Source organism: Curtobacterium sp. 458 (assembly GCF_030406605.1).
Classification (GTDB): Bacteria; Actinomycetota; Actinomycetes; order Actinomycetales; family Microbacteriaceae; genus Curtobacterium.
Genome location: NZ_CP129104.1, coordinates 2,190,885 through 2,212,947, shown reverse-complemented (window position 1 = coordinate 2,212,947; position 22,063 = coordinate 2,190,885). Strand labels below are relative to the sequence as shown.

At 73.2% G+C, this 22,063-nt stretch carries 12 protein-coding genes and 1 tRNA gene; 1 reads left to right on the top strand and 12 read right to left on the bottom strand.

Going from position 1 to position 22,063, the window contains the following annotated elements:
- Nucleotides 1-87: 87 nt before the first annotated feature.
- Nucleotides 88-161: transfer RNA gene (locus tag QPJ90_RS11000), tRNA-Pro, on the top strand.
- A gap of 429 nt (nucleotides 162-590) precedes the next feature.
- Here the strand turns inward: QPJ90_RS11000 and QPJ90_RS10995 are convergent.
- From QPJ90_RS10995 to QPJ90_RS10940, 12 genes are all read right to left on the bottom strand, one after another.
- Nucleotides 591-1,631, bottom strand: coding sequence for an LLM class flavin-dependent oxidoreductase (locus tag QPJ90_RS10995; protein ID WP_290131268.1), 1,041 nt, complete (start codon nucleotides 1,629-1,631; stop codon nucleotides 591-593).
- A gap of 120 nt (nucleotides 1,632-1,751) precedes the next feature.
- On the bottom strand, nucleotides 1,752-2,378 hold the full coding sequence (locus QPJ90_RS10990) for a thymidine kinase (protein WP_290131267.1): 627 nt from the start codon (nucleotides 2,376-2,378) through the stop codon (nucleotides 1,752-1,754).
- Complete coding sequence (locus tag QPJ90_RS10985) at nucleotides 2,378-3,079, bottom strand: response regulator (protein ID WP_242863021.1); 702 nt, start codon at nucleotides 3,077-3,079, stop codon at nucleotides 2,378-2,380. The genes QPJ90_RS10990 and QPJ90_RS10985 overlap by 1 nt, the downstream gene beginning before the upstream one ends.
- Nucleotides 3,066-4,202, bottom strand: a complete 1,137-nt coding sequence (locus tag QPJ90_RS10980) for a hypothetical protein (RefSeq protein WP_290131266.1) — start codon at nucleotides 4,200-4,202, stop codon at nucleotides 3,066-3,068. The genes QPJ90_RS10985 and QPJ90_RS10980 overlap by 14 nt, the downstream gene beginning before the upstream one ends.
- Entirely contained in the window at nucleotides 4,199-5,446 is a 1,248-nt protein-coding gene (locus tag QPJ90_RS10975) for an ATP-binding protein (RefSeq protein WP_290131265.1), read from the bottom strand. The genes QPJ90_RS10980 and QPJ90_RS10975 overlap by 4 nt, the downstream gene beginning before the upstream one ends.
- A 126-nt stretch (nucleotides 5,447-5,572) precedes the next feature.
- A complete protein-coding gene (locus QPJ90_RS10970) occupies nucleotides 5,573-6,655 on the bottom strand; it encodes an Rv2578c family radical SAM protein (protein ID WP_290131264.1) in 1,083 nt (360 codons plus the stop codon).
- 48 nt (nucleotides 6,656-6,703) lie between these two features.
- Nucleotides 6,704-8,191, bottom strand: a complete 1,488-nt coding sequence (locus tag QPJ90_RS10965; protein WP_290131263.1) for a malate:quinone oxidoreductase — start codon at nucleotides 8,189-8,191, stop codon at nucleotides 6,704-6,706.
- Nucleotides 8,192-8,309: 118 nt separating this feature from the next.
- Nucleotides 8,310-9,362 carry an aspartate-semialdehyde dehydrogenase gene (locus QPJ90_RS10960; RefSeq protein WP_290131262.1) on the bottom strand — a complete coding sequence of 351 codons (1,053 nt, stop codon included), beginning with the start codon at nucleotides 9,360-9,362 and terminating at the stop codon, nucleotides 8,310-8,312.
- Between the two features lie 26 nt (nucleotides 9,363-9,388).
- Nucleotides 9,389-10,654 (bottom strand): aspartate kinase, encoded by a 1,266-nt coding sequence (locus QPJ90_RS10955; RefSeq protein ID WP_290131261.1) that lies wholly within the window; start codon nucleotides 10,652-10,654, stop codon nucleotides 9,389-9,391.
- 118 nt (nucleotides 10,655-10,772) lie between these two features.
- Nucleotides 10,773-11,372, bottom strand: a complete 600-nt coding sequence (gene recR / locus QPJ90_RS10950) for a recombination mediator RecR (RefSeq protein WP_058725994.1) — start codon at nucleotides 11,370-11,372, stop codon at nucleotides 10,773-10,775.
- Entirely contained in the window at nucleotides 11,372-14,206 is a 2,835-nt protein-coding gene (locus QPJ90_RS10945) for a DNA polymerase III subunit gamma and tau (RefSeq protein ID WP_290131260.1), read from the bottom strand. Before QPJ90_RS10945 ends, recR begins: the two co-directional genes overlap by 1 nt.
- A 132-nt stretch (nucleotides 14,207-14,338) precedes the next feature.
- On the bottom strand, nucleotides 14,339-21,946 hold the full coding sequence (locus QPJ90_RS10940; protein ID WP_290131259.1) for a choice-of-anchor G family protein: 7,608 nt from the start codon (nucleotides 21,944-21,946) through the stop codon (nucleotides 14,339-14,341).
- Between the last annotated feature and the right edge of the window lie 117 nt (nucleotides 21,947-22,063).

The window sequence follows — 22,063 nt, the reverse complement described above, 5'->3', positions numbered from 1 at the left end:
GCGCCCGGGCGTCACGGAGATGGTCGTGAGCACACTCGATCATCCGGTAGACTTCTGGGGTTGCTCCGGTTCGGAGCGATCACACCGCGGGGTGTGGCGCAGCTTGGTAGCGCGCCTCGTTCGGGACGAGGAGGTCGCAGGTTCAAATCCTGTCACCCCGACAGTAAGGCCCTGGTCACACGACCAGGGCCTTCTTCGTTGCGGCGCCTTGCTCACCCAACGCCGTCCCATCCCCACGGGGTCGTGTCTCGATTCCCCCTGCGGGCGACGGCCTGCCGCGGTCACGACACCCCGCTCACCCGCGGCCAGTGGTCGCACAACGTCGTCCTGCGGCGCGCAGGACGACGAGCCGCGACCGCTCGGCATCACGCAGGCGGGGAGTCGTGACCGCCCGCCGTCGTCGGCGATTCGCATCGCACCGGTCCAGACCGCCCGGCTGCCGCTGCCCCCGCGCCGAGGTTCCACGACTCGCTGCGTGACGCCCGCCGAAGTTCCCCGCACGACGACGACGCCCGCCGAGACTCCACGATGCTGGAACCTCGACGGGCGTCGGGACCTGCGCAGGCTCGGCCGCGCGCACGCACCGGGGCTCAGGCGACCGCAGCCCCCGCCCGCGCGAGCCGCCCCTCCGCGTGCAACCGCGCCACGACGTCGAGCGCCTGGTGCCGGTACCGCGCCTGCGCCGCCCCCGGAGCCACGATGACACCGTCCGCGCCGGTGGACTCGACGAGGGCGTTGATCTTCGCCGCGACCTCGTCGGCGTTGCCGTACGCCTGGCGGGCCGTGCGGGCCTCGATGAACCGCCGCTCGAGGTCGGAGAACTCGTACGCCCGGGCCTCCTCCATCGACACCGGCTCGGGCTTCGCGCCCTGCCGCATCCGGATGAACGAGATCATCCCCGGCGCGGACTGCTCGGAGATCACCGCCGGGTCCTCGTCGGTGACGACCTGCACGCCGATGAGCGCGTTCGGCTCGGAACGGAAGCGCGAGGGCCGGAACGAGTCGCGGTAGAGCGCGAGCGCCGCCTCGGTGTTGTCCGACGCGAAGTGGTGGGCGAAGGCGAACGAGACACCGAGCGCCCCGGCCACCTGGGCGCTGTAGCCCGACGAGCCGAGCAGCCAGAACTCGGGGACGTCGCCGTACCCGGGCACGGCCCGGATGCGCGACAGCGGGTTGTCGGCGTCCATGCCGGTGAAGAAGCCGATGAGGTCGGCGAGCTGCTGCGGGAAGTCGTCGACGTCGAGGCGGTCGGTTCGACGGAGGGCCATCGCGGTCGCACCGTCGGTGCCGGGTGCACGTCCGATGCCGAGGTCGACTCGGTCGCCGTAGAGGGCGCGCAGCGTGCCGAACTGCTCCGCGATGACGAGCGGTGCGTGGTTGGGCAGCATCACTCCCCCGGAGCCGATGCGGATCGTCGACGTCGCGGCGCCCACCGCGCTCAGCAGCACCGCCGGGGCGGAGGAGGTGATCCCCGGCATCCCGTGGTGCTCGGCGACCCAGATGCGCTCGTAGCCGAGCTTCTCGGCGTGCACCGCCATGTCGATCGACCCCTGCAGGGCGTCGGTGTTGGACTGGCCGTACTCACGGGTGGCCAGGTCGAGGACGGACAGGTGCACGGATGCGTCGCTCATGTGGTCGCCAACGCCGGCCGGCCGGCGTGCATTCCGCACCGACTGTCGGCCGGGAGGCGCGGGGCGGGCCCGCCACGAGCCTCCAGACGGGTCAGTGGTGACCAGGCGCGGAGGCGACCGTCAGTCGCCGTCGAGGTGCCCGCCGGACTCCGTGAGGTAGCAGTTGGCGCAGAGGGACTCGTAGGTGACGTCCTCGCCGTCGATGGCGACCTGGGAGCCGTCGAAGACGAAGCGTCCGGCGATCAGCCGCGCGTTGAACACCGCCTTGCGGCCGCACCGGCAGATCGTCTTGAGCTCTTCGAGCGAGTGCGCGATCTCGAGCAGCCGCGCGCTGCCCGGGAACGCCTCGGTGCGGAAGTCGGTGCGGATGCCGTAGGCGAGGACCGGGATGCCGTCGAGGACCGCGATGCGGAGGAGGTCGTCGACCTGCTTCGGCGTCAGGAACTGCGCTTCGTCGACCAGCACGCAACTGACGGGCCGGACCATGCCGTCGAGCCGTCCGGACTCCGGGTCGGCCGCTCCGGCGGCGGACACGGCGGCGCGCACGTCGTCAGCCGGCGCGAACACCACGTCGACCGCACGTGTGACACCGAGGCGGGAGACGATCTCGTGGTCGCCCTTGGTGTCGACCGCGGGCTTCGCGAGCAGGACCCGCTGACCGCGCTCCTCGTAGTTGTACGCCGCCTGCAGCAACCCGGTGCTCTTGCCGCTGTTCATCGCGCCGTAGCGGAAGTAGAGCTTCGCCACTACGCGAGGAACCCGTCCTCCGCCGCACGACGGATGAGGTCGGACTTCTTCGACGCCGGGCGCCCGACCTTGCTGTACTTCTCGCGCACGCGGCGCAGGTACGTCTTCGCGGTCTCGTACTGCACGTTCATCTGCGCGGCGACCTCGTTCGTGGAGTAGCCGGACACGTACAGGCGCAGCGCCTCTTCCTCGCCGTGGCTGAGCTTCGGTCGCTGGTGCGCGTTCGCCCCGGTGGGCAGCGGCCGCCAGTCACGCTGCGGCGGGGTCTCGCGGGCGACGCCCATGATCTCCCGGGCGACGTCCATGACCTCGCGCATGGGCAGCGACTTCGACAGGAAGGCTGCGGCGCCGGCGGCGAGGGCGCGGTCGCGGGACTCACGGCTGTCGACGCTGGAGAGGACGATGACCTTCGCCCCGGCGGCGCGGCAGGTGCGGACGCGGGCCTCGATCGACACGGGCTCCTTGAGCTGGAAGTCGAGGAAGACGAGGTCGGTCGGGAAGCTGTCGCTGTGGACCATCTCGAGCCAGGTGTGCGCGGTGAGGGCCAGGTCGAAGTCGAACGCGTTGACGGCGATCCAGCTCGACAGGGAGTCGAGCAGCACCTCGTGGTCGTCGAGGATGGCCAACCGCACCCGGCGGGTCCCCGGGGTCGGGAGGACGGGACCGCCCTCCGAGAGCCGGTTCGGGTCAGTGCTGGTCATACGAGAACCTTAGTGCGAGGGCGGAGGGTCGGACCGCGACGTCGAGGTCGGGGAACGTGACCCGGAGGACGGCGAGGTACGGGTCGAACGTGCGGTGGATCCCGACGTCGGAGTCCGCGACGACGACGTCGACGGCGACCTCGACCCGGTCCCCCGGTGCCGGACGGGCACGGACGGTGAGGCCAGCCGGATCGACCGCGGCGGCGCGGAGCGTGGCACGGAGGAACGTCCGGACGACCGTCCGCTGGTCGACGTCGAGCGTCGCGAGCAGCCCGTCGGGGTCGTCGACGACGGACCGCCCGCCGCCCTCGGTCCTGATCGCGTGCTCGAACCACGTCCGGTCGGCGTCGGCGACCATCCCGCGGCGCAGACCGTCGGCGATCGCGCGGGCCCGGGCACGGTCGACGTCGGTGATGACGTCGCGGGTGCGGAGCTCGGCGAAGAACGGTGCGACCTCGTCGGCGAGGACGGTCGACCGGTCCTGCTGCACGCTCGCGGCGATGCCGTCCTGCTCGGCACGTTCGACCGAGTACGACCCGGCGCGGATCTGCACGCGCTCGGCGAGCCCGGAGAACGTCGACGCGAACACCGCGGACGCCCCGGTCAGCACGAGGGTGGGTGCCGCGGCCAGGAAGGCCGCGACCGCCACCGGGACCTGGTGCGGGAACACCGCGGCCCCCACACCCCAGGTGACGCCGTTCACTGCGGCGAGCAGGAGTCCACCGACCGCGAGGTCGGTCCACGGCCGGTACGGCGCCGCCATCACGATGCCGGTCGCGGTGAGGAGGCACATGAAGTCGTTGAGGGCGTTGCGGTCCGGCCCCCACTGCGCTGCGACGCTCGTCACCGAGGCCGCCGCGAGGAGCGCGACGTGCGCGACGAACGCACCGCGGGTGAACGGGGCGCGGAACGGACTCGAGGCAGCGATCACCACGGTCGCCGAGGCCGCGACCAGCAGCACCGTCAACGCGCTCAGTCCGGGGCTGCCGGCGACGTCGCGGTCGAACACGGACACCAGCAACGCCCACAGCGTCCCCACGGCGCCGATCACGACCGCGAACGGTCGCGATCCCATGGCGCCGAGCGGGTCGTACTGCTGGGCGGTCCGGCGGGCGGCCGTCACCGTGCACGCTCCGGTTCGTCGTCCTCGACCGAGCGTGCGGGCGCCACGCCGAGGTCCGACGGCGCCGCCACGGGGACCGTCATCATGATGCTCGTCCCGGCGCCCGGCGAGGACCACACCTGCACGGCGCCGCCGACCCGCTCGATGCGCTGCCGGACCGAGCCGCGGAGCCCCATCCGGTCCGCGCCCGTCGAGGACTCGTCGAACCCGCGGCCGTCGTCCACGACCATCACCGTGGTCGAGGCGCCGTCGTCGAACACGCTGACCTCGGCTGCGTCCACGCCGGCGTGCTTCCGGACGTTCGCGAGGCACTGCCCCACCGCGCGCACGAGGGCGTCGAGGGTGCGGTCGTCGAGGCGCTCGAGCGAGGTCTGCTCGCCGGTCATCGCGATCGCGAGGCCGCGGTCGCGCTCGTCCTCCAGCAGCTGCTCGAACGCGCGCACCGGGGCACTGGGACCGTCGGCCACCGATCCCTCGTCGGAGCCCGGTGTGGCGAGCCACTCCCGCCCGGTGAGGACCGCGATGTCCGCGTCCACCGTCCGGGCGAGCTGCCGGTCCATCGGGCCGTCCGGGGCGATCGCGATCGCGCCCAGGTGGTTGAGGACGGTGTCGTGCAGGATCGCCGCCGCCTCGGCCTCGACGCCGGCCCGGTACGCGGAGACGTGCTCCTCGCGTGCCGAACGCAGCAGTTCGGGCTGGACGCGGGTGGACCGGGCGGTGGCGCGGCTGGTGAACAGCACGAGGGCGACCACGAACGCGAGCGTCACCCACGCCAGCACGAGCGGCTGCGGGGTGCCGTTCGTCTGCACGAGGGCGATCAGCGCGGCACCGCGACCGACGAGGAACCCGCCGACCGACCACAGCACGACCCGTCCGGGCACCGCCCCTGCCCCACCGACCAACACGAGCGGGATCACCGCCAGGGACAGCAGGTACGACGCCACCCACGGCACCTCGACCTCGCGTTGCACGACCGTGGCGAACCACCAGACGCACACGCCGCCGACGACCAGGAACGCCACGGCCGACCGCCAGGTGCCGAACTGCACGTGCACGCCGATCATCCCGAGCATCGGCGCGAGCGCGAGCACGGCGCCGATCACCCGGGCGTCCGGGTCGCTCGCGCCGAGCAGCAGGAGCGCGATCGCCGCGGCGGCGATCGATCCCACCGCAGCCGCGTGGAAGGCGCGCACGGTCGACCAGGCATTCACGCGCGGCGCGAGGTGCGTGGGGATGCCGAGCACGGGCGGGTCGTCCTTCCGGGATGTGTCGCCGCCGTCCGTGTACCCCGAAACGAGGTGGCGACAGCGACCCGCCCGATGATACCGGCCCGCTCCGACATCGGGTGTCCCCCGAACGCGGAGCGGATGTCAGAACAGCGTCGGCGATGTCCTGGTCACGGTACGCCGCTCGGTGAAGTCCGGTGCCGCCCGCTTGAGCGGCATCACCCGCTTCCGGTCGACGCTGTGTCCCATCGACCCGGTGGCCGGGTCGACCGTGCCGAGACCGACGCCGTGCGCGCGCAGGATCGGTCGGATCCGCTCCCCCAGCCAGCGTCGGTAGTCCTTCGGGGCGTACGTGTTGTCGAGGTACATCGACCGGTACCGCTCGACGAGGTCGGGACGGTTCTGCCGCAGCCAGGCTGCCCACCACGGCTTCACCCCGGGCCGCAGGTGCAGCGCGGAGTACATGATGCTCGTCGCACCTGCCGCGACGGCACGCCCGACGGCGTCGTCGAGGTGCGCCTTCGTGTCCGTGATGTACGGCAGGACAGGCATGAGGAACACGGCGCAGTCGAGCCCGGCGTCCCGGATCGCGCGCACCGTGGCCAGGCGTGCGGTCGTGGTGGGCGTGCCCGACTCGACCGACTGCTGGAGGTCGTCGTCGTACACCGCGATCGACATCGCCAGGTCGACCGGCACGCGTTCGGCCGCCGCGGCGAGGAGCGGCAGGTCACGGCGCAGCAGCGTCCCCTTCGTGAGGATGCTGAACGGCGTTCCCGCGTCGGCCAGCGCCTCGATCACGCCGGGCATCAGGCGGTAGCGGCCCTCGGCCCGCTGGTACGGGTCGGTGTTCGTGCCGAGGGCGACCGGGTGCCCCGCCCACGTGGGCTTGGCGAGCTCACGCCGCAGGACGTCGGCCACGTTGGTCTTCACGACGATCTGCTGGTCGAAGTCGGCGCCGCCGTCGAACTCGAGGTAGGTGTGCGTCGGACGCGCGAAGCAGTACACGCAGGCGTGACTGCACCCGCGGTACGGGTTGATCGTCCACCCGTAGGTGCCGTCGCCGTCAGCGCTCGGCACCCGGTTGAGCGCGCTCTTCGCCAGGACCTCGTGGAACGTCACCCCGGCGAACTCCGGGGTCGTCACGCTCCGGACGAACCCGCTGTTCGACTCCATGCCCGGCAGCGCGTCGCCCCGGGACGCATCGACCGCCTGTCCACTCCACCGCATGCCGTCATTCGAACACACGTTCGAACGACGCGCAAGCCGTGGGCCAGCTCAGTGGTGCAGACCGAGCACCTTCGCGGTGCGCTCGAGCGTGCGGTCCGCCAGCTGCGGGTCGTCGCCGAGGGCCGTGCCGTAGGTGGGGACCATCTGCTGGACGGCGGGCTGCCAACCGGCCCAGCGGTCGGGGAAGCACCGTTCGAGGAGCTTCAGCATGATCGGCACGGCCGTGGACGCCCCCGGGCTCGCGCCCAGGAGACCGGCGATCGAGCCGTCGGCGGCCGTGATGACCTCGGTGCCGAACTGCAGCACACCGCCCTTGTCCGCGTCCGGCTTGATCACCTGGACGCGCTGCCCCGCCGTGATGCGGTGCCAGTTCTCCGGCTGCGCGGACGGCATGAAGTCACGGAGCGCATCGAACTTCGTCTGCTTCGAGGCGAGCAGCTGACCGATGAGGTACCGGACGAGGTCGAAGTTGGAGAACGCGACGCTCAGCATCGGGCGGAGGTTGTGCGGCCGGATGCTCTTGAACAGGTCGAGCACCGAGCCCTGCTTGAGGAACTTCGGGCTGAACCCGGCGTACGGCCCGAACATGAGCGAGGAACTGCCGTCGACGATGCGGGTGTCGAGGTGCGGGACCGACATCGGCGGCGCCCCGACGCTCGCCTTGCCGTACACCTTCGCTGCGTGCTTCTGCACGACCTCGGGGTCGTCGGTGCGGAGGAACTCGCCCGACACCGGGAAGCCGCCGTAGCCCCGGATCTCCGGGATGCCGGACTTCTGCAGCAGGTGCAGCGCTCCGCCACCGGCACCGACGAACACGAACTTCGCCGCGATGCGCTGCGTCGACCGCCCGATCTCGTTCCGGACGTCGAGCACCCACCCCTCGCTGATCTTGGAGCGGGTGACGTTCGTGACCTGGTGGGAGGACTCGAACTCGACGCCGTCCACCTCGAGCTGGTCGAAGAGCTGGCGGGTGAGCGAGCCGAAGTCGACGTCCGACCCGGCGGCCGAGTACGTCGCCGCGATCGGCTGGTCCTTCTTCCGCCCGGGGATCAGCGCGGGCGCCCACTGCCGGATCTGCGCCGGATCGTCCGAGTACTCGATCCCGGCGAACAGCGGGTGGTCCTTCAGCGCCTCGTACCGCTTGCGCATGTACTCGACGTTCTCGGCGCCCCACACGAAGGAGATGTGCGGCGTCGGGTTGATGAAGTTCGACGGCTCGGGCAGCGCGCCCTGCTCCACGAGGAACGACCAGAACTGCCGCGAGACCTGGAACTGCTCGTTGACCCCGACGGCCTTGCTGATGTCGACGCGTCCGTCGGCGAGCTCGGGCGTGTAGTTCAGCTCGCAGAGAGCGGAGTGCCCGGTCCCGGCGTTGTTCCACGGGTTCGAGGACTCCTGCGCGACACTGCCCAGGCGCTCGTAGACGCGGATCTTCCAGCTCGGCTCCAGCCGGTGGATGATGGCGCCGAGCGTGGCGCTCATGATGCCACCCCCGACCAGGACGACGTCGATCGGATCCACCTGCTTCACTGCCACCCGTCGATCCTACCGTCGCGCGGTGGGAGCGGGGTGACGACGGGACGGACGGGAGGCACGATGCGGACCCGCACCGTGCCTCCCGTCCGTCCCGTGGCGGCGTCCGGAGCAGCCGTCGCTACGCGGCGACCGCGCGGCGCGCGACGATCGCCTCGGCGATCTGCACCGCGTTGAGCGCGGCGCCCTTGCGGAGGTTGTCGTTGCTGACGAAGAGGGCCAGGCCGTGCCCCTCCGGCGCGGACTGGTCGGCTCGGATGCGGCCGACGAACGACGGGTCCTGCCCGGCTGCTTGGAGCGGCGTCGGGACGTCGGAGAGCTCGACACCGGGCGCGCTCGCCAGGATCTCCGTCGCGCGCTCGGGCGACAGCGGCCGGTCGAACTCGGCGTTCACCGAGATGGAGTGACCGGTGAAGACGGGGACGCGGACGCAGGTGCCCGCGACGAGGAGATCGGGCAGCTCGAGGATCTTGCGGCTCTCGTTCCGGAGCTTCTTCTCCTCGTCGGTCTCGCCGAGACCGTCCTCGACGATGCTGCCGGCGAGCGGCACCACGTCGAAGGCGATCGGACGGACGTACTTGACGGGCTCGGGGAACGTCACCGCGGCGCCGTCGTGCGTGAGCTGCGCGGTGTCCTGCTCGAGCGCGGCGCGTGCCTGGCCCAGCAGCTCCTCGACCCCGGCGAGCCCGGAGCCCGACACCGCCTGGTAGGTCGTCGCGACGAGGCGACGGAGCCCGGCCTCGGCGTCCAGCACCTTCAGGACCGGCATGATCGCCATCGTCGTGCAGTTCGGGTTCGCGATGATGCCCTTCGGGGCGTCGTCGATCGCGTGGGGGTTGACCTCGCTGACGACGAGCGGCACGTCGGGGTCCATGCGCCAGGCGCTGGAGTTGTCCACGACGACCGCACCGGCGGCGGCGAACTTCGGCGCGAGGGCGCGCGAGGCGGTGGCACCGGCCGAGAAGAGCGCGATGTCGATGCCCGACGGGTCCGCGGTCTCGGAGTCCTCGACGACGACCTGCTCACCGCGGAACGGGAGCGTCGTGCCGGCGGAGCGGGCGCTCGCGAAGAAGCGGACGCGGTCGGCGGGGAACGCGCGCTCCTCGAGCAGGCGACGCATGACCGCGCCGACCTGACCGGTGGCGCCGACGACGGCGACGGTGGGGTTGCTCATGGTGTGCTCCTGGTGGATCTGCGGGCTCAGCGGCCGGTGCCGGCGTAGACGACGGCCTCGTTCTCGCCGTCGAGTCCGAACGCCTCGTGCACCACGCGCACGGCGTCGTTGAGGGTGTCGGCGCGGGTGACGACCGAGATGCGGATCTCCGAAGTCGAGATCATCTCGATGTTGATCGAGGCCTCGTGGAGCGCACGGAACAGCTGCGCCGAGACGCCCGCGTTCGTGCGCATGCCGGCGCCGACGAGTGCGAGCTTGCCGATCTGGTCGTCGTACTGGATGCTCTCGTACCCGATGTCGGCCTTCGCGACCTCGAGCGCGGTGAGGACACCCTGCCCCTGGTCCTTCGGGAGGGTGAACGAGATGTCCGTGCGACCGGTCACGGCCTCCGACACGTTCTGCACGATCATGTCGATGTTCGCACCGGCGCGGGCCACGATCGTGAAGATCTCGGCGGCCTTGCCGGGGGTGTCGGGCACGCCGACGACGGTGATCTTGCCCTCGGAGAGGTCTCCGGCGATGCCGGTGATGATCGGTTCTTCCATGGTTTCCCCCTCTGCAGGGTTGTAGACGATGGTGCCCTCGGCGTTGGAGAACGACGAGCGGACGTGCAGGGTGACGCCGTGCCGACGGGCGTACTCGACGGCACGGATGTAGAGGACCTTCGCGCCGGACGCCGCGAGCTCGAGCATCTCCTCGCTCGTGATGCGGTCGACCTTGCGGGCGCGCGGGACGACGCGGGGGTCGGCGGTGAAGATGCCGTCGACGTCGGTGTAGATCTCGCAGACGTCCGCGTCGAGCGCTGCTGCGAGGGCGACGGCCGTCGTGTCGGAGCCGCCACGACCGAGCGTGGTGATCTCGCCCGTCGTGCGGTTGAAGCCCTGGAACCCGGCGACGATCGCGACGTGCCCGGCGTCGAGCGCCTCGCGCACGCGCTTCGGGGTGACGTCGACGATGCGGGCCTTGCCGTGCTGCGCGTCGGTCAGCATGCCGGCCTGGCTGCCCGTGTACGACGACGCCTCGACGCCGAGGCTCTTGATCGCCATCGCGAGGAGGGCCATCGAGATGCGCTCCCCCGCCGTGAGGAGCATGTCGAGTTCACGTCCGGCGGGGATGGGTGTCACCGAGTGCGCGAGGTCGACGAGCTCGTCGGTGGTGTCGCCCATCGCGGAGACGGCCACGACCACGTCGTTGCCGGCCTTCTTCGTCTGGACGATCCGCTTCGCCACGCGCTTGATGCTCTCGGCGTCCGCGACGGACGATCCACCGAACTTCTGCACGATCAAGGCCACGGGTTGGTACTCCTGGGGACGGGGCGGACGCGCGGAGCGCGCGGTTCCGACAATCGTAGAGGGTGTTTCGTGGATGTTGCGTCGGGGCGGCCCTCGACGCAACGATCCTGCGCGGGCGTCAGCCGCCGACGAGCCGTCGGCCCTCGAACGCGCGGCCGAGGGTGACCTCGTCGGCGTACTCGAGGTCACCGCCGACGGGGAGCCCGGAGGCCAGCCGGGTCGTCCGGATGCCCATCGGCACGAGCAGGCGGCTGAGGTACGTCGCCGTCGCCTCCCCCTCGAGGTTCGGGTCGGTGGCGATGATGACCTCGTCGACGGTGCCGTCGGCCAGGCGCGTCATCAGCTGCTGGATCCGGAGGTCGTCCGGCCCGACGCCGTCGATCGGGCTGATGGCGCCGCCGAGCACGTGGTACAGCCCGCGGAACTCCCGCGTCCGTTCGATGGCGGCGACGTCCTTCGCCTCCTCCACGACGCAGATGACGCTCGGGGACCGTCGCGGGTCACGGCAGATGCTGCACTGCACGTTCTCGGTGACGTTCCCACAGACCTCGCAGAACCGGACCTTCTCCTTGACCTCGGCGAGGAGCTCGGAGAGCCGCGTCGGGTCGAACGACTCGGTCTGGAGGATGTGGAACGCGATGCGTTGCGCCGACTTCGGGCCGATGCCGGGCAGGCGGCCGAACTCGTCGATGAGGTCCTGGACGATGCCGTCGTACATCAGGCACCGTCCTCGTGGAGGGCGGTCTCCTCGATGAACTGCGCACCGAGGATCTCGCGGACGACGGCCTCGCCGTAGCGACCGGCGACGGCGGTTCGGCGGACCTGCGGGGCGGGCGCAGCGGCCGTCCGGGCGGCCTGTTGCGGCGCCTGCTGCTGCGGCGCCTGCTGCTGCGGCGCCTGCTGCTGCGTCGGGGCCGCGGCGCGCTGCGCGGATCCACCGCTCGGGGCGCCGGACCCCGGGTCCGGGAAGGGCGCGCCGTCGTCGTACGGTTCGTCGTCGAGCGGGTAGTCGTCCATCGGGACGTCACTCGACGGCGTGGCCGCCGAGGTCGTGGCGGTGCCCGCGGTGGGAGTGCCAGCTGCGGTCGCCGTGACCTGGTCGGAGCTCGTGGCGGCGTCGTCGGTCGGGGCGGGCTCGACACCGCTGCCGGACGGAGCGGCACGAGGCGCCGGAGCCGAGAAGGACGATGCCGGGCGGAGCTGCGCGGCGAGCGCTGCGTCGGCCGCAGGGTCCGGGCGCTGCAGTTCTGCCGGTGCGACGGGCTCGTTCGGGTCGGTCTGCCCGAACGGGGCACCCCAGGTCGGTTGGACCGACTCGGGGACGGCACCCGCCGTCGGGTCCGTGGTGGGGATCGTGGCGACCGCCCACTCCGTGACGGGCGCACTCGGCTCGGCAGGCTGCTGTGCTCGCTCTGAGCGCTGCTCCTGCTGCTGTGGCTCCTGCTGCTCCGGCACTGGACGCTGCGGCCGCTGCGGCTCCGGCGCCGGCCGTTGCTGCTGCTGATCGGGCGCCGGCGCCTGCTGCTGCGCGGCCGGCCGCTGCTGCTCCGGGGCAGGACGCTGCTGCGGGGCAGGACGCTGCTGCGGCTGCTCCGCGGCCTGCCGCTGCTGCTCGGGCGCCGGACGCTGCTGTGCCCCAGCCGCCGCCGGACCCCGCGCGACGAACTTCACACGGATGCCGAGCACGTCCACGATGGCCGCACGGAGCAGCTCGCTCACGCTGGCGGACGGGTCGGACATCTCCTTGAAGGACGCGACGTCCTGCTGGCTCGGGAACGTCAGGGTCAGCACGTCGTCCCGCAGCGCCGTCACCTGCGCGGTCACGACGACGGACCACGCCGAACGCTTGGCACGCTGCACGTGCTCGACGACCTGCGGCCATGCGTCACGCATCTGCTGGAAGCCGACGACACCGACCGGCTGCACCGCGGGTTCGTCGCCGACGGCCGTGCCCTGCCCGGTGGACGAGGAGCTCACGGGCTCCGAGGGCCGTTCGGACTGCGGCGCGGCCGCGGACGACGGACCCGGGTCCTGCGACGGGCTCGGTGCGCTCGGCACCGCTGCTGCCCAGGACGCGGCGGCGTCACGGGCCGCGGTGCCCGGCGCGGTCGATGACTCCTGCCCCGGAGCGGCGACGGACGACGCGGGCGCACCGGCGGAGCGCGGCGGCTGCGCCGGACCACCGGTGGCCGGGGCGGTGGCGGCCGGAGCGACGGCGGCCGGGGCGGTGGAGGCCGGGGCGGTGGAGGCCGGGGCGGTGGGCGCGGCCTGGCGCGCGGGGGACGTCGTCGGTGCCTGGGTCGGCGTCGGAGCAGCGGGGGCCTGGCCTCGGCTCGACTCGGCACCGCCGGCAGCCCGCACGGGCTCGGCCTGGTGCCCACCGGCGTCACCGACACCGATGCGTCGCTCGAGCCGCTCGACCCGGGCGAGGGCGCCCCGCTGGGTGTCGTCGCTCTCGGGTACGAGGATGCGCGCCGTCATCAGTTCGAGGTGCAGGCGGGGCGAGGTCGCGCCGGTCATCTCGGTGAGCGCCCGGTTCGCGATGTCGGCCGCCCGGGAGAGCCCGGTCGCGCCGAACACGCCGGCCTGCCGGGTCATCGTGTCGAGCTCTTCCGGCGAGACCCCGCGGAGCACGGCGGCCGCGCTCTCGTTCGTGGCGGCGACGACGATGAGGTCACGGAGACGCTCGAGCAGGTCCTCCACGAAGCGCCGCGGGTCCTGCCCGGTCTGCACCACGCGGTCGACCGCGGCGAACGCGGACGCCGGGTCGGCCACGGCGAGCGCGTCCACGACGTCGTCGAGGAGCGCGGCGTCGGTGTAGCCGAGCAGGGCCACAGCGCGTTCGTAGGCGATCGCACCGTCCTCGCTGCCCGCGATGAGCTGGTCGAGCAGCGACAGGGTGTCGCGGACCGACCCCCCACCGGCACGCACGACGAGCGGCAGCACGCCGGGAGCCACCGACACGGACTCCTGCTGGCAGAGCTGCTCGACGTACTCGAGCATCGCGGCGGGCGGCACGAGTCGGAACGGGTAGTGGTGGGTCCGCGAGCGGATGGTGCCGATGACCTTCTCGGGCTCCGTGGTCGCGAAGATGAACTTGACGTGCTCCGGAGGCTCCTCCACGAGCTTGAGCAGGGCGTTGAAGCCCTGCGGCGTGACCATGTGGGCCTCGTCGAGGATGAAGATCTTGTAGCGGTCGCGGGCGGGGGCGAACACCGCACGGTCGCGGAGGTCGCGCGCGTCGTCGACGCCGTTGTGGCTCGCCGCGTCGATCTCGATGACGTCGAGCGACCCGCCGCCGCCGCGGGCGAGCTCGACGCAGCTCGGGCACACGCCGCACGGCGTGTCGGTCGGCCCCTCGGCGCAGTTCAGGCAGCGCGCGAGGATGCGCGCCGACGTCGTCTTGCCGCAGCCGCGGGGGCCGCTGAAGAGGTAGGCGTGGTTGACCCGGTTCGTCCGCAACGCGGTGCGCAGCGGATCGGTGACCTGGGACTGCCCGATCAGCTCGGCGAAGTTCTCGGGCCGGTAACGGCGATACAGGGCGGTGACCACGCGACCAAGGGTAGTCGGCACCGCCGACACCACCAGCCGTCTCCACAGGACCCGGCCGACCGACGGACGGGAGGCACGGTGCGGGCGTGCACCGTGCCTCCAGTCCGTCTCATGGTCGCGTCGCGACCGGCGTCAGCCCCTGCGGCGACGCACCCCGCGCGCGAGTCGCGACAGACCGAGGAGCAGGAACCCGAGCACCACGAGTCCGGCTGCCGCGCTCGCGAGCGGCGCCACGTCGGCCCCGGTGAAGGCGAGACCGCCGCCCGTCCCGACACCGCCGCCGCTGCCGGGCGCCCCCGGAGTGCCTGGAGCACCCGGAACACCCGGGGTGCCGGGCGTGCCCGGCGTGCCCGGCGTACCCGGCTCACCCGGCGTGCCCGGCGTGCCCGGCGTGCCCGGCGTGCCCGGCGTGCCCGGCGTGCCCGGCGTACCCGGCGTACCCGGCTCACCCGGCGTACCCGGCTCACCCGGTACGGACGGCGCCGCGTCCACCACCACGCGCACGGACTGCGCCGCGGACGTCGCTCCCGCGACCGTCTGCGTGACGCTGATCGTGTGCGGACCGACGAGCAGCCGGAGCACGACGCTCCAGGAGCCGTCCGCCCCCGCGGTGACCGTGACCGGCGCCCCGCCGTCGACCGACAGGGTGATGGTCGAGCCGGGGTCCGCCGTCCCGGTCACGCGCCAGTCGGTGTACCCGGCCGCGTTCGCCTGCTGGTGCGCCCCGGGCGTCGGGGCCGTGATCGCGAGCGGGTCCACCGCGGCGACCACGACCGCGACCGGCTCGGCCGCGGTGGCGACCCCGTTCACGCTCTCGGTCGCGCGGATCGTCCACTCGCCCTCCGGCACGCGGTCGAAGGTCACGCTCCAGGCCCCCGCGGCGTCCGCGGCCGTCGTCCTCGACTGCCCGTCGGACAGGGTGACGACGACGAGCGCGCGTGGTGTCGCGGTCCCGCGGACGGTGAACGAACCGGTGTCGCCCGTGCCCGTGGCAGGGATGAGCTGACCGGGCGTCGGGCTGGTGATCGTGATGCCCGTGGGCTGCGCGACGACCACGGTGACGCCGACCGTGACCGGCCGCGAAGTGACGCCGCCGACGGTCTCGGTGACCGCGACGGTGTGGTCACCCGCGGGCACGCCCGGCACCGTGACGGTCCAGGACCCGTCACCGCCGGCGAGGGTGGTCTGCGTGCGCCCGTCGATGTCCACGGTGACGCGCGCGCCGGGTTCTGCGGTGCCGGACACCGGCACGTCCGCGGTCCCGCTCGGGACCGTGAAGACCTGGCCGTCGACGGGGGTCCGGACGTCGACGCCGCTCGCTGCCTGCACGGTGAAGCCGACCGCCGGTGCGGACGACGACTCCGAGCCGATGCGCTGCGACGCCGTGACCGTGTGGGCCCCGGTGCCGACCGACGGCACGTCGACCGACCAGTCGCCGTCCTCGTCCGCGGTCGTGGTGACGGGGTCGCCGCCGTCGACACGGACGCTGACCGCCGCTCGCGGGGCCGCGGTGCCGCTCACGGTGACCGTGGTGGACCCGCCGACCACGCGGTAGACCGTGCCCTCGGCGGGGGCGGTCACGACGATGGCCTCGGCCGGTGCGACCTCGACGGTGTACGCGCGGTCGATCGGCGTCGACACCGTGCCGCCGACGACCTGCCGCACCTCGATCGTGTGGTCGCCCGGCTCCACGCCCGGGAGGGTCGTCGACCAGCGGCCGTCGCCGTCCACGAGGACCTCGATGGGCGCGCCGTCGTCGGCGACGAGGTGGACGGTCGCACCGGGGTCGCCCGTGCCGGACACGGGGACGTCGGTGGACGTCGTCCCGTTCGGCACCGTGATCGTGGCGTCCGCTGCCGGGCTGGTCAGCGTGAGCGCGCGACCGGCGGTGACGGTGAACGTGCTCGTGACCGCGGGCGAGGTGGACGCCCCGATCGTCTGGGTGGCGCGCACGGTGTGCTCGCCGGTGCCGACCGTCCCGAGGTCGACGCTCCAGGTGCCGCCCGTCGCGGTCGTCGTGACCGGGTCACCGCCGTCGATGGTCACACGGACGGTGGCGCCCGCGTCGGCCGCGCCGGCCGCCGTGACCGCGACCTGCGAGTCCGGCTGCGCGACCCGGAGCTCGGTCCCGTCGCCCGGTGTTGCGATCGTGATCGGGTCCGCGACGGCGACGCTCACCCGGACCTCGACCGGCTCGGAGACGGTGTCGCCGATCCGCTGCGTGACCCGGACCGTGGTGGGGTCGCCCGCCGGCACGTCCGGCACCGAGACCGACCAGTCGCCGTCCTCGTCGGCCGTGGTGGACTCGCTGCGGCCGCCGCCGAGGTCGACCACGACGGTGGCGCCGGGCTCGGCGGTCCCGGCGACGTCGACCGTGGTGGTGGCGTCCGGTCCGGCGACAGTGTACTCCTGCCCCGCCGTCGGCTCCGTCACCGTCACCGGGTCACCGGCCACGACGACGACGTCGCGCTCGACCGGTGTGGTCGAGGTGGAGCCGCCGACCGTCTGCGTGGCGCTGACCGTGTGCGTCGCGACGCCCAGGTCCGGGACGTCGATGCTCCACGACCCGTCCGTGCCCGCCGTCGTCCGCACCGGGTCGCGGTCGTCGACGGTGAGTTCGACGGTGGCGCCGGGCTGGGCGTCGCCCGCGACGGTGACGGTCGTGGTGGCGTCCGGTCCGGCGACCGTGACGGGGTCCGAGGGCTGCCGGATCGTGAGCACCGCCGCGGCCACGACCGAGACGGACCGCTCGACGGCGGCGCTCGTGGTGCCGCCGATCGACTGCGTCACCGACGCCGTCGACGATCCCACCGGGACGTCCTCGACGGTGGCGTCCCAGGTACCGTCCTGGCGCACGGGGGCCGTGGCGGTGCGGCCGCCACCGAGGTCGACGGTCACCTCCGCACCGGGAGCGCCGGTGCCGGCGAAGTCGACGTCGGTCGTCGCGTCCTCGTCCGCGACCGTGACGGTCGTGGCCCCGGCCGGGGTCCGGACGACGAGCGGCGCACCGGCGGCGACCGTCACGTCGACGGTCACCGGAGCGGACTGCCGCCCGTCGACCGACTGCGTCGCCGTGACACGGTGGTCCCCGACCGGCACGTCCGTGAACGTGTGCGTCCAGTCACCGTCCGCAGTGCTCGTCACCGTCTCCGACGCTCCCGTGGAGAGCCGGACGGTCACGTCCGTGTCCGGCTGCGCCGTCCCCGTCACCGTCACGTCGACGGTCCCGGTGGCGTCCGCGACGGTGATGGTCGCGTCGTCCTCGGGCTCGGTGATCGCGAGTGCCGCGGCTGCGCGCACCTCCACGGTCTGCTCCGGACTGGAGGCAGTGGTGCCGCCCACGGTCTGGGTCGCGACGAGCGGGTGGTCGCCCTCCGCCACGGCGGTGAAGACGACCGTCCAGTCGCCGTCGTCGTCCGCGGTGGTGGTCAGCTCGTCGTCGGCGAGGGTCACCCGCACCGGGGCACCGGGGTCGGCGGTGCCGACGACCGTCACCGGACGGGTGTCCCCGGCGTCCGGCACGTACAGGATCCCGGCGCCCGGCGACGTGATCTCCACGGGGTCGGCGGCCTCGAGCGTCACCGTCCGCTCCGCCGGCGTGGACGTCGCGCCCGCGACCTCCTGGGTGACCGACACGGTGTACGCACCGACGCCGAGGTCCGGCAGGGTCACCGACCAGGACCCGTCGCCAGCGGCGGTCGTGGTGCGGTCGTCCTGCTCGGGCACCGACAGGGTGACCGTCGCGCCGGGCTGCGCCGTGCCCGTGACGCGCACGTCGCGCGTGACGTCCTCGCCCGCGACGCGGATCGGGTCGGTCGTCGGTGCGGTGATCCGGACGGGCGCGGCCGTGACGACCTGGAACGTGGTCGGGATCGCGCTCGTGCTCACGCTGCCGACGGTCTGCGTCGCGTTGACGGTGTGCGTGCCGGTCGGTGCGATGCCGGTCGCGGTGACGGTCCACGCGCCGCTGGTCGGGTCGGCCGCCGTCGTGAGCGCCGTTCCGCCGTCCACGGAGACCGACACCGCGGCGCCGGGTTCGGCCGTGCCGGTGATCGGGACCGTCGCGCGGGCGTCCTCGTCGACGACGACGATGCGCGTGCCGACGGGCGGGGTCTCGATCGTGATGGCCGTCCCGGGCACGACCGAGAAGGCACGGGAGACGCTGTCGCCCTGCGTGCCGTTGACGGTCGCGACCGCGGTGACGGTGTGGTCGTCGGTGTCGAGCCGGACGCTGCCGGTCGCCGGTGCGGTCCAGCGGCCGTCCGGGCCCGCCGTGACCTCGATCGAGTCACCGTCGTCGAAGCGGACCGTGACGGTGGCACCGGGTTCGGCGGTGCCGGTGGCGACGACCGGAGCCGAGCCACCCGGGCCGGCCGCGATCTCGGCGTCGGCGACCGGTGTGTCGATGGCGACCGGGGCGCCGGCGATGATCGAGAAGTCCCGGTCGACGGGGTCGGACGTGGCGCCGCCGACGGTCTGCGTGATCCGCACGGTGTGGTCGTCGACGTCGACGTCGGGCAGGGTCACCGACCAGGTGCCGTCGTCGCCCGCGGTCGTCGTCACCACCGCGCCGCCGTCGAGTCGGACGTCCACGTCGGCGTCGGGCTCGGCCGCACCGGAGACCCTGACGTCGATCGTCGAGTCGGCGGTGGCGACGGTCGTGCTGCTGTCCTGCGTCGGCGTCGTGACGGTCAGTGCCGCGGCGGCCCGGACGGTGAGGGTCCTCGTGACCACCGGCGAGGTGGTGTCGCCGACCGTCTGCGTGGCACTGAGCGTGCGGGTCCCGACCGGCACCCCGGCCACGCTGAGCGTCCAGTCGCCCTCGTCGTCGGCGGTCGTGCTGGCCGTGAGCCCCGAGCCGAGGGAGACGTCCACGGTGGCGCCGGGCTGCGCCGTGCCGGTGACGCGGACGTCGGTCGTGTCGTCGGCGGTGAGCACCGTCAGCACGGCACCGTCCGCGGGCGCGGTCAGCACGAGGGGTGCACCCGCCGCGACGGCGAAGTCGCTCGACACGGGGTCCGACGTCGTGCCGGCGACCGTCTGCGTCGCGGTGGCGGTGCGCTCCCCCACGGGGACGCCCGCGAAGGTGGCGCTCCACCGGCCGTCGTCGCCCGCGGTCGTCGTCGCCGCGAACGCTCCGCCGATCGAGACCGACACCCGGGCTCCCGGAGCCGCGGTGCCGCGGACCGTCACGGGTGTGGTCGAGGTCGGGTCGGCCACACGGATCGTGCTGCCGTCCGCGGGAGCGGTGATCGTCAACCGCTCGGCGGCCGTGACGGTGAACGCGCGACGCACCGGCTCGCTCGTCGACCCGCCGACGGTCTGGGTCACGGCTGCGTCGTACGAGCCGGCCGGCACGTCGGGCACGGTCGCCGACCACGACCCGTCCGCCGCAGCCGTCGTCGTCGCCGTGCGGCCGCCGCCGAGGTCGACGTCGACCGTGGCCCCGGGCTGCGCCGTCCCGGACAGGACGACCTCGCGGGTGGTGCCGGCGAGCGGGAGGTCCTGCCCAGCGCTCGGCGACGCGATCGTCAGGTCGGCTGCCTGCACGACGCGGAAGGACCGGGTGACGGGTGCGGACGTCGAGTCCCCGACGGTCTGGGTCACGCTCGCGGTCCAGCTGCCGGTCGGCAGGTCCGCGACCGGGACGCTCCAGGACCCATCGGCCGCGACGGTCGCCGACCCCGTGCGCCCGCCACCGAGGTCGACGTCGATGCGCGCACCGGGCGTCGCCGTACCGGTGACCGTCACCGTGGTCGAGGCGCCCGCGATGGTGAACGTCTGTCCGGAGGTGGGTTTCGTGACCACGAGCGGCTGCTGTGCCACGACGGTGAAGCGCTGCGTGGCGGCGCCCGCGGCCGTGCCCCCGACGGTCTGCGTCGCGGTGGCCGTGTACTCGCCGGTCGGCACGTTCGCGACCGACGTCGTCCACGTGCCGTTCGCCGCGACGGTCGCGGTACCGGAGCGGCCGCCGCCGAGGTCGACGCGGATCGTCGCGCCGGGTTCGCCCGCACCGCTGACCGTGATGCTGCGCGTCGCGGCCGCGGCGGGCACGCTGAACTGCTGCCCCGCGGTCGGCGCGGTGATCGTCGGCGTCGCGAAGGCCGCGGCCCGGACGGTCGAGGTCGCGAGGTCGACGGTCGCCACGTTCGCGCCGGGCAGGACCGACAGCCGGAGGGCGTGCACGCTCCGAGCGCCGGTGTCGTAGCCGCGGCCGTCGCGGAAGCCGGTGCTCGTGTCCTGCGCGTTCACCGTGAGGTCGACGACCTGGCGGAGGAGCAGCACGACCGGTGCGAGCGTCCGCGCGACCGCGGTCGTCGTGGCCCGCAGTGCGGTCCCGAGGTCGTCGAGTGCGGTGCCGGTCACGAGCAGACGGACGAGCGTCTGCGCTGCCGGGATCACGAGCGAGGTGATCGCCGGGGTGAGGAGCGTGCCCAGGAGCGCCAGCCCGAGCGGGCCGCCCGTCGCGGTCGTCGTCGGCGTGCCGGGGGCGGTGCCGGCGAGCTGCCCGAGGGTCGAGTCCACCCGGATGGTGATCGGGTCGAGGGCCCCGACCGCGGTGCGGACGTTCGCCGCGACGTCGATGCGCACGGCGGTCGAGTTGATCGTGTTCACCACGGCCGTCCGCAGCGCCGTCGGCAGCTGGGTCCCGAGGATCGTGGCGATGCTCTGGTTGATCGACGCCACCGCCGCGTCCGTCAGCACCGGTGTGTTCGCCGGCTGGCCGTTGAGCGCCGTGAGCCTGTCGAGGTCGACGGTGATCGCGCCGGTCGACGGGGTGATCGTCACCGCGCCGTCGGTCAGGGGCTGGGCGAGCACCTGCGTGAGGGTGTCGTCGAGGTTGAGGTTCACCGACGCCTTGACCGTGGTGCCGTCGACGTTCACGAGCGGGCCGAGCGCGGTGGTCCGGAGGAGGCGTTGGAGTTCGGCCGTGAGACCGGTCGTGACGCCGGAGAGCGCCCCGTCGGCGCCGACGGTCGTGTTCACCGTGGTCGAGAACGACCGGAGGTCGCTCCGGAGCGACGTGCTCAACCCGGCGACCGCGGGGCTCGTGAGGTCGAGCCGTGCGCTGGCGATCCGGTAGTCGCTCGACGTCGTCACGGTCGCCCCGCGCGTCGCGGTGATCGTCGAGGCGAGCGCGCCGACCTGCAGCCGTCCGGTCGAGAGGACCGACGTGTCCGCACCCACGCGGGACAGCAGCGGACGCAGGTCGAGCGTCGCCGCGTTCGTGCCGGTCCCCGATCCCACCCCGATCGCACCGTCGTCGGTCAGGAGCCCGGCCGAGGCGGTCGCTCCGGTCGCCGAACTGCGGGCGTACTGCCCGTCCACGCCGAGCGTCAGGATGCCGTTCGACCCGAGCAGGTCGAGGTTGTTCCCGAGTCGAACCCCGAGCGCGTTCACGGCGGTGAGGTCGAGCGGCTGGCTCGTGGTGCCGCCCCCGCTCGTCGCGGCCCGGGCGGAGTACGCCCCGCCGAGCCGTGCGATCGAGTCGACGTCGACGATGCCCGAGCCCCCGAGCAGGACCCCCTCGGCCTCGGCGACGTCGGACTGCGCTGCCGTCGCCGGTTGGATCGCCACGGTGGCGGCGACCAGCGCCGTCACCGTGGCGACGACAGCACCGCGCAGCAGTGGGCGCCGGTCGCGCGGTGCTCGTCGTCGAGCACGCCTCCCGGCACCGTCGATCCGTCGTTCCCCGATGCCCGCCGCGACGGTACGCCGCGACGACACGTGCTCGCGCATGCGTGTCCCGTTCCTGGCGGGCGCACCCGCCACCTGATCCTCGGAACTCCCCCGCTGGTGAGGCGGTGGAGGGTCGGAACCCTGGTTGGGGGTTCCTGGGACCGATCTTCACACACG

What these genes read in the sequence shown, in the direction of transcription:
- QPJ90_RS10995 (WP_290131268.1), bottom strand. Translation starts at nt 1,631, where the DNA reads ATGAGCGACGCATCCGTGCACCTGTCCGTCCTCGACCTGGCCACCCGT.
- QPJ90_RS10985 (WP_242863021.1), bottom strand. Translation starts at nt 3,079, where the DNA reads ATGACCAGCACTGACCCGAACCGGCTCTCGGAGGGCGGTCCCGTCCTC.
- QPJ90_RS10970 (WP_290131264.1), bottom strand. Translation starts at nt 6,655, where the DNA reads ATGCGGTGGAGTGGACAGGCGGTCGATGCGTCCCGGGGCGACGCGCTG.
- QPJ90_RS10960 (WP_290131262.1), bottom strand. Translation starts at nt 9,362, where the DNA reads ATGAGCAACCCCACCGTCGCCGTCGTCGGCGCCACCGGTCAGGTCGGC.
- recR (WP_058725994.1), bottom strand. Translation starts at nt 11,372, where the DNA reads ATGTACGACGGCATCGTCCAGGACCTCATCGACGAGTTCGGCCGCCTG.
- QPJ90_RS10940 (WP_290131259.1), bottom strand. Translation starts at nt 21,946, where the DNA reads ATGCGCGAGCACGTGTCGTCGCGGCGTACCGTCGCGGCGGGCATCGGG.